General features: G+C 42.4%; 13 protein-coding genes and 1 pseudogene. 1 reads left to right on the plus strand and 13 read right to left on the minus strand.

Annotated features, from left to right (window positions below):
* Nucleotides 1-173: 173 nt before the first annotated feature.
* The 8 genes from FCL42_RS04790 to FCL42_RS04825 all read right to left on the minus strand — a co-directional run bounded on the left by FCL42_RS04790 (nt 174) and on the right by FCL42_RS04825 (nt 5450).
* Nucleotides 174-509, minus strand: coding sequence for a hypothetical protein (locus tag FCL42_RS04790; protein WP_136862238.1), 336 nt, complete (start codon nt 507-509; stop codon nt 174-176).
* 775 nt (nt 510-1284) lie between these two features.
* Nucleotides 1285-1659, minus strand: coding sequence for a hypothetical protein (locus FCL42_RS04795; protein WP_136862239.1), 375 nt, complete (start codon nt 1657-1659; stop codon nt 1285-1287).
* Nucleotides 1660-1742: 83 nt separating this feature from the next.
* Entirely contained in the window at nt 1743-2087 is a 345-nt protein-coding gene (locus FCL42_RS04800) for a hypothetical protein (protein WP_136862240.1), read from the minus strand.
* Nucleotides 2088-2193: 106 nt separating this feature from the next.
* Complete coding sequence (locus tag FCL42_RS04805) at nt 2194-2736, minus strand: GNAT family N-acetyltransferase (protein ID WP_136862241.1); 543 nt, start codon at nt 2734-2736, stop codon at nt 2194-2196.
* 118 nt (nt 2737-2854) lie between these two features.
* Entirely contained in the window at nt 2855-3175 is a 321-nt protein-coding gene (locus tag FCL42_RS04810; protein ID WP_136862242.1) for a hypothetical protein, read from the minus strand.
* 707 nt (nt 3176-3882) lie between these two features.
* Complete coding sequence (locus FCL42_RS04815) at nt 3883-4200, minus strand: HigA family addiction module antitoxin (protein WP_136862243.1); 318 nt, start codon at nt 4198-4200, stop codon at nt 3883-3885.
* 480 nt (nt 4201-4680) lie between these two features.
* On the minus strand, nt 4681-5049 hold the full coding sequence (locus FCL42_RS04820; RefSeq protein WP_136862244.1) for a nuclear transport factor 2 family protein: 369 nt from the start codon (nt 5047-5049) through the stop codon (nt 4681-4683).
* Between the two features lie 110 nt (nt 5050-5159).
* On the minus strand, nt 5160-5450 hold the full coding sequence (locus tag FCL42_RS04825) for a hypothetical protein (RefSeq protein WP_136862245.1): 291 nt from the start codon (nt 5448-5450) through the stop codon (nt 5160-5162).
* Nucleotides 5451-6175: 725 nt separating this feature from the next.
* Here FCL42_RS04825 and FCL42_RS04830 point away from each other — a divergent pair.
* Nucleotides 6176-6838, plus strand: coding sequence for a transposase (locus tag FCL42_RS04830; protein WP_136862246.1), 663 nt, complete (start codon nt 6176-6178; stop codon nt 6836-6838).
* Between the two features lie 346 nt (nt 6839-7184).
* Here the strand turns inward: FCL42_RS04830 and FCL42_RS04835 are convergent, their stop codons facing one another.
* The 5 genes and pseudogenes from FCL42_RS04835 to FCL42_RS04860 form a co-directional block, all read right to left on the minus strand.
* Entirely contained in the window at nt 7185-7478 is a 294-nt protein-coding gene (locus FCL42_RS04835) for a hypothetical protein (RefSeq protein ID WP_136862247.1), read from the minus strand.
* An 815-nt stretch (nt 7479-8293) separates the two neighbouring features.
* Nucleotides 8294-8581, minus strand: a pseudogene (locus tag FCL42_RS04840) (zinc ribbon domain-containing protein); the annotation flags it as partial.
* A 512-nt stretch (nt 8582-9093) separates the two neighbouring features.
* Entirely contained in the window at nt 9094-9948 is an 855-nt protein-coding gene (locus tag FCL42_RS04845; RefSeq protein ID WP_136862249.1) for a putative phage abortive infection protein, read from the minus strand.
* Nucleotides 9949-10485: 537 nt separating this feature from the next.
* Nucleotides 10486-10824, minus strand: a complete 339-nt coding sequence (locus tag FCL42_RS04850) for a hypothetical protein (protein WP_136862250.1) — start codon at nt 10822-10824, stop codon at nt 10486-10488.
* Nucleotides 10825-12085: 1261 nt separating this feature from the next.
* Nucleotides 12086-12469: a hypothetical protein gene (locus tag FCL42_RS04860; RefSeq protein ID WP_136862252.1), complete on the minus strand. Its 384-nt coding sequence runs from the start codon at nt 12467-12469 to the stop codon at nt 12086-12088.
* Nucleotides 12470-12532 lie beyond the last annotated feature (63 nt).

Here is a 12532-nt window from a genome sequence, read left to right on the forward strand (position 1 = left end):
TGCAACCGCACAGAATTGACGCCAGGTCATCACGACCAGCTGTATTAGATCGCTAAGGCTCAATCTGCATACCTTGTCATCCCCTTCTGCGGTAAGTAACAAGGCGTCAACTTAAACTGCTTAATGACAGTGGACACCAAAGCGTTTATCTATTGTCCCGAAGACACGACAATTTATAATGCCAACCACTCAGAAACGGCCACAAACAGCAATGAACTGAAGCAGATCAAACTGACCGCACTGTTTGCTTGGCTCACTTTGGTTGAGAACGCGTTAAGCTCAGGATCCTGGCGTTTAGACAGTTCACCGTCTCGAATATCTGCGACGAGGTCATCAATAGAACATAGACGCTCAGTTTTTCCACCAACAACACAACTTAATCTGAGCCAGTCGCTTTCATAATTCGCCTGGATATAGGACTTAATCGAGGACGTTAGTCGCATTCGATACGCCGCCACAATGATCACTCCAACCATGCCGACCACGGCAACCAGTACTTGAACGCTCATACACACCTTCCTAGCGTAGGCCTATCCATCTATCGGTAATACGCGGTTCTTTTTCAGATTACAATGATTACCAACAATGTGTGGTATTTCTCACAGCGACTCGCCATCCTCTTAACAATCTATATTGCGATTACGCGCTCCTTTGAGAATCAAAACTCAACAGCACTACAACACGCTGGAAGCTTGGCAACGAGTTGGGCAACCGAGCGCTTATTATGGGTCAATTTGTCGATTTACTGACCTATCAGGTAAAAATGTCGTTTGGCTAGTTCTTACGTTGAAATCCATGCACGACATAAGTAATCGGAACTCGCTGAGCATTATAGGAAGAAGGCGTGTACTTGAGAGATGGCATCTTATTGTCCAACTCCTGTGTCATGAAACCTTCAGGCACTGAATTAATGAGCTTCCTTGTTGTCATTACCCCGTTCGAATCAATCACCATCAAAATCGACCACTTCCCCAACTGGAACCCATTCAGGCTTACCAGAATACCGACGGGGCAAATTTTTAGTATTGACCCAATAATTAGGCAAATCATCAACACTAATCTCTATGACCTCACTAGAAAAATACGGCCCAGTACTGTCAGGCCGGCCACTACAACCCACTAACACTAACGTGAAAATCATTATATAAAGTAAATTTTTTATGATATTTCCCTATATTTAAATTTGAAATCCATTATACAAACTAAAAACCAATGAGAACACTAACAGCTTATTTTCTCAAACAGGGTGATTTTTTCGGACTCAATAAACAACTCTACCGACACTTAACGCCATATCGGATTGGACTTAGAGCAATATTTTTTAATCTTTAAAATAGCTGGTAACAATAGAACACTTAATGACATTATTAAAGCCGCTGACTTGGCATTCGCTACTCCAGCAAAAACCAAATAACAACAAAACACAAGACCAATAAAAGCAGTTGTCATCAGGAAAAAGCTAATAACAAGCCAAAACCCTCTTTTAAATATCGGCCTATTGTTTACACTCCCATAAATACCTGATGAAACTACCATCATCACAACGAGAGGTAAATACCGACTTGCAAAACCGCCACTGTCTACGACTATTCTCTCTATCATTCTGCCCATACCGCAACTCAGCAGTATAAAAATGTAAATAAACCAAACCGTCTTCATAGCTAGAGCTCCTGGTCAATATCACTTTATACCCATAATAAAACGGCCTAACTAAACCCTACTTACGCTACGCCATAGCCTTCCTATCTGGCAAAATGTGCCTTAATAAGTAGACCTTGACGAAGAATCTCTATGGTTATAAACATCTGTTCTGATTGACTTCCATCAACTAAGCCTTGAACCCTAGCAGTTTTAATGAAGCCCGCGTTTTCCAGCTCTTCAATCATAGGCATTACATCTCTCATCACAAAGTGAGTCTCTGCTATAGCGCTAGTCTCCCTCATGTTCAATAGGTACCCGAGCGCAGGGACTGATACACCTAATGACGTTGACGAGATTCGATGCATTTCATCAAGTGCCTCCTCAAAGTCGTCATTCGCCAAAGATAAATTACTGAAAAGTAGTATAAAAACCAGAAATCGATACATGTTTCTCTCCTTGAAACATAATACTCGGCTCAGAAGTGGCAGAGTAAATGGCCAAAAATTTTAAGATAAGGTTGGTTCGGGTATACTTAAAATAGTGCGCTGTGATTTATTGTCTATTGCTGGCGACTTTAGATGTAAGGATATGGTCCTCCCATTTTCCAGCAATTTTTAAATATCGCTTCGCATAACCTTCTTTTTCGAAGCCTAGCTTTTCAAGCACTCCGGCACTCGCATGATTGTGTGGCATATAATTAGCCATAATCCGGTTAAACCCAAGAACTTCAAGAATATAATCATTAGTCACTTCTAAGATTTCCGTCATATAACCTTTATTCTCAAAAGCCTTAGATATTGAGTAGCCTAAAAAACAGGCTTGAAATGCTCCTTTAGCTAACCCAGTATAATTAATTACCCCAATAATTTCGTTTCTTTCAAAGTCTAAAGCCACGAAGCGGTATTCTTTGCCATATTTAAAGCTTTGTTCGCTAAGCTCACACATCGATACCCAGTGCTCTATGGTTAGGTATTCATCTAACGGTTCAGGTTGCCATGGTCGGAGATGAACTTCATTATCAACATGATAATCTAACAGCAACTGAGCGTGCTTTACTGACTGAATCTCAATCTTAGCTCTATTAGTAATAAACATATACCCTCGAGAGTACAACACGATCTACTAAAAAGTGGTAGTTCAGATGGTAATTAGAAACAACTGCCGTCAACTAAGTTACTGTGTGTTTCATCCAATAATCTAAAACCGGATTTATTTATGCATTACTCAATCTTCTTATTGCTGTTTTAAGAATGATTGGCTCTACTTTTTTGCCTTCCATTATCTTTTTATAAGCGCGCTTGTCTGAGTCAGTAACTTTATCTTCGTTCTCATCAAATAACTTTACGAAATCCTTTTCTAAATCAAAGCTTTCTCGAATAGGAGCAACCTCTTCCTCGACTACACCATCAAAGGTGTTTTCAGCAATTTGAATAAGTGTGTAGGATATTCCAAACCCAAGCACCTTAAGAACCCAAAAAGCACCAGCAAAAATTATTACTGGTATGCCAGAAATAATATTCTGCGTTTGAATCATAGCAATTAGACCCACCACTGCAATTAATCCAATCAAGATATTTGTAGCCAGATCGATTGATGATAATACTTTTTTAAACTGGATTACTTTTTTTCAAAATCATTCCTTAATTTAATATGACATTACTTAAAAAACTTAATGCACCACACTAAGAGAACTGACAGCCTAGTCGGTATCTGCTAGACACAACAGCGGCACATTAGCTGAAATCGAACTAAATTATGTGGCGAGTGCTTTACGTGCTGACAGGCGTAAGCCGAACACTACGCCCGTAAAAGAGGACAGTAACGAAAGTGGAAAGTCGAATACCCAAGAACCTTCAATATATATCTCACCCTTCAGAAGCGACAAAATCACTGTACCTAATAACCAACTTCCTACAGTAGCAAAAATAGAGTTTATAAACGCGCTGCGGTTTTCCCGGTAAGCCATGATAGTAAAAACAGCTATAGAAATAAGCGTAGACGGTAAGTACCAGTAAAAACCAAGTTGCAAAAAACTTCTATTTTCCAAATTTGGAACACCATAGCTCAATGTTGCCACTGTACTAGCAACGGTCAAAAGAAAGAATAATGCGATTATATATTTCGACTCATATAATTCTCCCTGACCAGATCATAACGCTACTTCAAGGTGTAATTAACTCAACTGAGAAAGTCAATCACACCAAATGCAACGCACGGTAAAGATCACTCTTAAGTGGGTTTCTATGTACAGTGTTTAGTACCTTGCACTGAACCTAGAGGCTTCACTAACTTGGCTTCATCTTGATAACGGTCTCTGCTATCCCACAGATTAACTGCGTGTTGGATATTAAGCCAAAACTCCGGAGTATTACCCAATGCAGCAGCAAGCTTAATTGCAAATGGAACTGTGAGCGCTCCCCCATTAATCAAGTTACTGATCGTGTTACGGTGAACCCCCATTGCCTCAGCGAGAGTCTTAGATGTGATTTTCATTGGTTCTAAGAACTCAAGCTTCAGAATTTCACCTACGCTAGCCGGTCGCCGCCTAGTTCTAATCATTACCCTCTACCTCAATACTTATTAGTGCCTAACTGACGTTCTTTGCGCAACTGTCAAACTTCTTTCAAACAAAACACAATCGTCTCTACTCACAGTTTTCATCGGCCTCTCAAGTTTTTTTCTCAAGATGCTCAGGCCGTTTGATCTTACAGGGCCTAGGCTACATTTTGCAGCGCCTTGGGCTTCAAGCGAGCAAAACAAGGTATTTTCGATAACTTTAGCAAGTAAGCGATAGCGCTTGTCCTTTTCATACACCGCTTCTAGGCACTGTTCGTGGGAATCTGCAGCCCTGTTTATGCACAGTGGCAGTGTGCGCGATTGAAACAACAATACCGCACAATGAGCATGTGCACAAGATGAATAAAATGCAGAAGGCACATAATGCTTCACTTGGCGAAAATAGACTGGCCGGCTAGCCTTTGCGAGGTACTAGGGGAGCGAGCTAGGCTGAAATCCATCCACTAGGCGTAAGATCACTGCTCAGAATGGCTGACACGGCGTCCCTTGGTGATAACACATTTGCCAGCTACCGGAATTCATCACCCAAATTGAACAACGCCTTGAGTATGAAGGATCAGTGTCTCCTCTTTTTTTAAGTGTTGCTTGGTAGAGTAACTGAACGCATTCGTCGCTCAATCTTCTAACCTCGTAGTTGTCTGCCGTAATTTCAGGAGCATCTTCACTAGGGAGGCGAGATAACACCTCAGATTTGCCAAATCGGTTTCCAGCCGCACCGACTTCAATAAAGTCATCTGCAATCAGTTTCTGAAGCTCAGCTGCCGAAGCCCGAGTACTAGAACGAAACAAATATTCTTCTAAAGTGATAATTACGGACCCTAATTCTTGCATCGATTCCTCTGTGCTTTCTAACGCTTTGCTTAGCGGGAGCAGACTGCCCAGCTAAACTTTGCGAGTTACAGGCGGAGCCAGGCTGGCTGGAACTCGCCTGCACCGCATTGTTAAGTTTCACCTTCTTCACATCGAACTAACTCTTCGCCAAAATGATAAGTATTATTTACCACCACATATGAACCCGACAGAATACCCGTGACTGATACCGTAATTGGTGACATAAGAAAGCTACTAATACTAAAATATGAGTTAGTTTCTTTTACCACATCAACAACAGCTAACTCCTTGCGTTTAGAGAAGGTCTCGCACTTGTCTAAGTAACCATAATCTTCGACAGGGACAGCAACGCACCCCGACAAAAGTGCTATCGAAATTGATGTTGCTAGAAACATCCTCATGGCAACTCCTTTGCTCAGAGACTCTATAGAAACTTAACGCTCCACTTAGCGGGAACAGGCTGGCCGGCTAATCTTTGCGAGGTACGAGCGGAGCCGGCCTGTCTGGAATCCGCCTATAGTGTTTTGTTAGCTAACGCTTGTTACTCACGGTTTCCATAATTTTTTGATTCTTCTGTATCTAAATACCCATCAAAATTTGGGCTGAAGATTAGATATATGATGAAAAACACCCAAAAGAAAGATGGAATTACAACTACCACAGTAATAAACCTAGTTAGAATCTCAACATTGGTTCCTTCGGCACCTCTAAAAAGCGCACTTACAAAAATAATTACAAATATGGAAATTGACACCCTAATAGTTAAAGCTAGGGCTCTTTTTGGAATTGACTTATCCCACATACACACTTGAACCTTAAAGGTAGCTAACGCGCCTGTTTAGCGGCGCAATTGGGCTTGCTAAAATCTTGTGAGGGACGAACAACAGCAAGCCTTGTATTGCGTCCGGCTACAACGTCTTGTATGGATAATAACGACTCAATTCGGGTAAGGTGAGGCCCAGACTTTAGCTGCAACTAAAGTTCTCTAATCGGCAGTTCGATACAGCGATGGCTCCTCTATTGAGAGACCGATAACAAGTAAGAACGCCGATTAGAACTCCAAGCATTACACTCGAATAGTCTTCTGGGCCTCGAGCCCGCATTTGCAAGCAAGAGTCAGCTTATTATGAAAAACAAAGCACTTCAAAATATTAATGTTGGCGTCGATACCGGCAAACATCTGCTTGATATCTACATTCGCCCTCTCGACATCTACTTTACCGTTCCAAACACAGAAAAAGACATCAAAGAAGCCGTTCAAACCATGGAGAAAAACCGGCTGCAAATTCTCCCTAAATCACTTCAATCATCGATAAAGCCCATTCTCACCGCTCTGAAAAATCAGATTGATAAGATTGAATCCAAAATCAGCAAGCTCATTAATGAGTGCCCAGAATATCGAGCTAAAAATGACCTTCTAAAAACGATGCCTGGCATCGGAAATATTGCCGCTGCGTCAATCATTAGCAATGTCCCTGAACTGGGTTACATCACCAATAAACAAGCCGCCTCTTTGATAGGAGTCGCCCCCATCACCCGAGAAAGTGGTCGCTTTAAAGGGAAACGCACCATTCAAGGCGGCAGAGCACAAGTGCGAACGGTACTCTATATGGCCATGATGTCAGCCATACAATGCAACCCGGTTTTTAAGGCCACTTATCAACGATTACTTGAAGCAGGAAAACCCAAAAAAGTCGCCATCATTGCGTGCATACGAAAGATGGTAGTCATCCTGAACTCCATGCTCAGGGACGGCGTAGAATGGGACTCCAACAACAGCAAAATTTAGCTATTGACGCCATAGTCTCTTGTTATGGCTGGTTGACGCCAGCTGAACCTGCCTGGCAGCAAACCTCGGTGTCGATACAAATAATGCGGCTTGCTGACTTAATAAAACCGCCATTAGTTGACTGCGATTATCCAGCGCTGCGGCAGTTCAAGCGTTGCCACTTGCCAAGGCTACAACAACAGAAACTCAGGTCAGCACTCAGATTCCAAACCACCCTACTTTCCAATGCCGTTTGGAACCGTCAACACGGCACATAACGCTCCACTCAGCGGGAGCAACTTGGTTGGCTATAATCCGCGAGGCACGAGCGCAGCCAACCTGGTTGAAATCCGCCTGCAGTGCATTGTTAGATGCCCTGTTCCACTATTTTACGCTTTGAATAAACAGAGATACTTCCATTGTTTTCAACTTTAGCGCTAATCGTTAGCTCAACTATCGCCTCAACATTCGGCTCAAAAGCAGAGTACGTGATGTAAACCGAATAACCATCACTTCTATGGTCAACAACACGAGCTCTATCAAATCTCCAATCCACTTTAAGCGGCTGTGCCCCTTCATTTTCCAAGTACTTTTGAATTGCAGTAGTCGCTTCAGGCCACTCACACCATAGGTTGTCTAGCGAATCATACTTGGATTTCATGCTATCTCTCCTCGGGCATCTAACGCTCCACTTAGCGGGAACAGGCTGGCCGGTTAATCTTTGCGAGGTACGAGCGGAGCCGGCCTGGCTGGAATCCGTCTATAGTGCATTGTTATATGCCGAAACAGTAGATAGTCAATCAGCAATCTAGCTGCTGCCAACCACCTCCCAATAACTAGGCTATTTCTAGTTCAACACACAACAAAAAGTATTAAACAAAGATATAAGCTACAACGCCGACAACAGTACCCGCTACAAACAAATAGAAGCCAGTTAATGACTCATTATTTAATCCATTGTCAGACATAATCATTCCTTTGATTCAATAAAATGTTCGGGAACATAAGGATTTCACCTAATTTCCCTAGGCATATAACGCCCCTGTTTAGCGGCGCAATTGGGCTTGCTAAAATTTTGTGAGGCACGAACAACAGCAAGCCCTGTATTGCGTCCGGCTATAACGTCTTGTTATGGCTGGTTGACGCCAGCTGAACCAGCCTGGCAGCAAACCTCGGTGTCGATACAAATAATGCGGCTTGCTGAATTAATAAAACCGCCATTGGTTGACCGCGATTATCCAGCGCTCCGGCAGTTCAAGCGTTGCCACTTACCAAAGCTTCAATCACAGAACCTCTGGTCGCTATTCAGATTCCAAACCACCCTATTTCCAATGCCGTTTGGAACCGTCAACACGGCACATAACGCTCCGTTCAGCGGGAAAAACTGATTGGCTAAAGTCCACGAGGAACGAGTGATAGCCAACCAGTTTTAAATCCGTCTGCAACGGCTTGTTATTGATCGCCTCAACCTATTTATTAAGCACTTTTAGTGAGGGGTGACTGGCAATGTTTGCAAATTTTCGCCTCAGACTTTACCAATTCCGCACAACTTGGACATTTAATCACTGACCCAGAAGACAAAGCCTCCTTTTCGACGACCGCAGTATTGGGCCCGATAACTATAGCGATAATAAGACCAATCAACGGCGACAATATCAATGAAATAATAAAGAAGAGGAAACCAGGCCTTCCTTTACCACTCGCATACCAGCCAACGAAACCCGCAAGAGCTAGCCAAATAACAATCATGAACATACCATTCTCCTTTTGATTATAACTACCTTGTAAAACTCACTAAACCTAAGCTAACGCGATCAATATGAAAGAGCAATAACGCGCCTGTTTAGCGGCGCAATTGGGCTTGCTAAAATCTTGTGAGGCACGAACAACAGCAAGCCTGTATTGCGTCCGGCTACAACGTCTTGTTATGGCTGGTTGACGCCACCTGAACCTGCTTGGCAGCAAACCTCGGTGACGATACAAATAATGCGGCTTACTGACTCAATCAAACCACCGAGAGTTGACCGCTATTATCCAGCGCTGCGGCAGTTCAAGCGTTGCCACTTGCCAAAGCTTCAATCACTGAAACTCAGGTCAGCATTCAGATTCCAAACAGCCCTACTTCCTATTGTCTTGTGGAACCGTCAACACGGCACATAACGCCGCATTAAGGTGTGAGCAACGCTACCACGAAACTCAACCAAGCCACCGTAAACACTGAGCCCAACGATGGAATGAAAAATGCCATGCGTTGGGAATCACTCTTAAATGCTTTGTTAGGTGTTGTTGCGAATATTTATGTTATTACCAAAAGCATCCTTTCCGTAACAATTAACCAAAGCTTTCGCCACGAATGGCTCTTCACTTTTTGTAACAGATAGAGGCATATGCTCTAGAAATGCGTACCGTTTAATTAGTAGGTAATACTTATAAAATGGGTCGTCTTCATCCGCACAATAACAATTTACTGCAAGCAGTATAATTAGCTTTGAGTCTAATGTTGTTCGTACAATGTTAGAGTACATTTTTTCGGTTTCAGAGCATTTGGTTGATTGTAAATTTTCAATCGTAAAGTCTCCATCCAACGTCGACTCGGGACATTTATTAGCGATAAGTTTTAGCAGTTGGTACAAAGTTCTAAAATAACGATTGATGTTACCACCTTTCGGATAAATATATTCTTTAGATAATCTCAACACATTCTCAGGTAGGTATGTTGTTGGATAGTTTTTCTTCATGACATTGTCATAAACAAAATCAGTAAGTTTTGGGTCTTGTGCTGCATTTAATTGATTGAGCAATGAAAAGAAAGTGTCGTCAAAGCGTTGCATTTTTGCTTGATGGACTTGTAACTGCTGTGTTTGTACTGAATTAGCTAGTTCTTTTCTACTAAGTGCTAATTCCTCACTGTTGTTTTCGAGTGCTTTTTGGTTTTGATATAGAGTGTACACAAGTAATATAAGACTTAAAAAAGCGAAAAAGGGATTAAGAATCCCACCGAAAAAATCTCCAGTGGCTCCCCAATCAGATACCTCATCCCAATATCCAATACCAAAATGATCTACAAACAAGTAGATACTTACCCCTGCAACTATAAAGGCGAGAAGGACTAAAAACATTACTTTCTTCAACTGATACTCTCTTTTGATTAATTCAACAAGTACTGATAAACATCTAACGCGCCGGTTTAGCGGCGCAATTGGGCTTGCTAAAATTTTGTGAGGGACGAGCAACAGCAAGCCATGTATTGCGTCCGGCTACAACGTATTGTTATATTACGATTCCGAAGTATGACAACATACGCACTTTGTGGGGACTAAAATATTCCCCATAAAATCCATTCCAACACCGTAAGGTTTATGGCAATGTGGGCAAGCTATATTACTTACGCTGGAATAAATATAGATACTCGCACCAATGTAGCATACAAATAATAAAAAAATACCTACAGGAAAGAAATATATGCTCGCTAAGAAAGAAATAAATAGTAATAAGATACCTTTTCCTATAATCTTTCTTGCCTCGTTGCGTAAATGCATAGTGCGATAAACCTTTAGTAATATAACGCGCCTGTTTAGCGGCGCAATTGGGCTTGCTAATATCTTGTGAGGCACGAACAACAGCAAGCCCTGTATTGCGTCCGGCTACAACGTCTTGCTATATGCCAATTAACTTGACGCAATTGACCTGAAAAAGATCATAAACCCGACGCCCGCAACCAACGAGCTTGCCATCGTGACACCTATGGGTATCAAGATCGCTTGCCACCATTTCAAGGTCAAAAACCGATTAACTATTAATACGAACAGACCAATGCTTATTAAAGGAACGACGTTGTCAGCAAGCTCCAAAACTGCTGCCACAGTCGCGCCAATAAGCTGAGTAATCAACAAAGTCAGCGACAGAATGAATGAACGCTTTACTCGCTCATTCTCTACATGCAGCCATTTAAGCACTATGTAGAAAAACAGCGCATAGAGAGGAATTAACAACGGGAGATACAACATAATTCTTCCTTTGGCATATAACGCGCCTGTTTAGCGGCGCAATTGGGCTTGCTAAAATCTTGTGAGGCACGAACAACAGCAAGCCCTGTATTGCGTCCGGCTACAACGTATTGTTATATTACGATTCCGAAGTATGACAACATACGCACTTTGTGGGAACTAAAATATTCCCCGTAAAATCCATTCCAACACCGTAAGGTTTATGGCAATGTGGGCAAGCTATATTACTTACGCTGGAATAAATATAGATACTCGCACCAATGTAGCATACAAATAACAAAAATATACCTACAGGAAATAAATATGTGCTCGCTAAGAAAGAAATAAAAAGTAATAAGATACCTTTTCCTATAATCTTTCTTGCCTCGTTGCGTAAATGCATAGTGCGATAAACCTTTAGTAATATAACGCGCCTGTTTAGCGGCGCAATGGGCTTGCTAAAATCTTGTGAGGCACGAACAACAGCAAGCCCTGTATTGCGTCCGGCTACAACGTCTTGTTATAGCTCTTGTGCTCTAGCTAAAGCATCCCGAATTTGCGCATACTAGCTTCGATTAATGGCCTTACTTCATTCGGGCATTCATATTTACGTTCATTTTCTGAAATTCGGTTATTTGCCTTCCGTAGAGGCAACCCATTTAACTCTTTTACATGGGCTATCCAGCAAGTTTTTACCGTTATATTGTGTGAAGCTTTCACATCTTCTTGGATATTCTTATAAGTTACCATTTAGTGCTTCCGAACATTGATTTTCAAGTGACAAACTATAGAGAGCTATAACGCTCCACTTAGCGGGAACAGGCTGGCCGGCTAATCTTTGCGAGGTACGAGCGGAGCCGGCCTGTCTGGGATCCGCCTATAGTGCATTGTTATGTTTACTTTTCTCTCATGCCACAAGCTAAACCAAGAACCACACCAATAGCGCCTTCTCAGCCAATTTCATCCCGCAACGTCTGAGCATTGGAAGTGGTCGTGCCTAATGCACGTGCGATCCCCGGAGATGCTTTACCGTTTATAAACGCAGTGATATTAGAAGACGTCGTCCCAATACTGCCACTTAAGCGCGGAGACTCTTCACCTCTTCGAAGTAACTTTTCAATATTAGTTGAAGTAGTTCCGGCTTGGCCTGCAATCCCGATATAGCTCATATAATTCCCTTGTAAACATAACGCGCCTGTTTAGCGGCGCAATTGGGCTTGCTAAAATCTTGTGAGGCACGAACAACAGCAAGCCCTGTATTGCGTCCGGCTATAACGTCTTGTTATGTGTGGAATTGCAAAGAAAGTGTGCCACCGACAATCTTCAAGACACCGAACTCGCCCGACATAATGTAGCCAAACTTCGTGGTCGCCAAAGTATCAACACAACCATAGTCTTTTGACATATCTGGATCGCTCGTTGGCTTTACGTCTTCAACAGGCTTCAACCCATCAACGCTTTCAATCTGGTCAAAGATTAATGACATTCTCCGATAGCATGTGTATTCATTGGCCAATGGAGTCTTATAAGCCGGAGATTCAGGCCAAATGCTTGCCTCTAACTCAAACACTAGGCATGTTTTATCCAGTGACCACGAAATGACAAACGAATCATTAAGGTCGATACCAGTAAATACTTGAAGCTCACGCCAATCCATAACTTCCACACATAACGCTCCACTTAGCGGGAGCAGACTGCCCGGCTATACTCCGCGAGGCACGAGCGCAGC

This window comes from Ferrimonas aestuarii (genome assembly GCF_005116665.1).
GTDB lineage: Bacteria > Pseudomonadota > Gammaproteobacteria > Enterobacterales > Shewanellaceae > Ferrimonas > Ferrimonas aestuarii.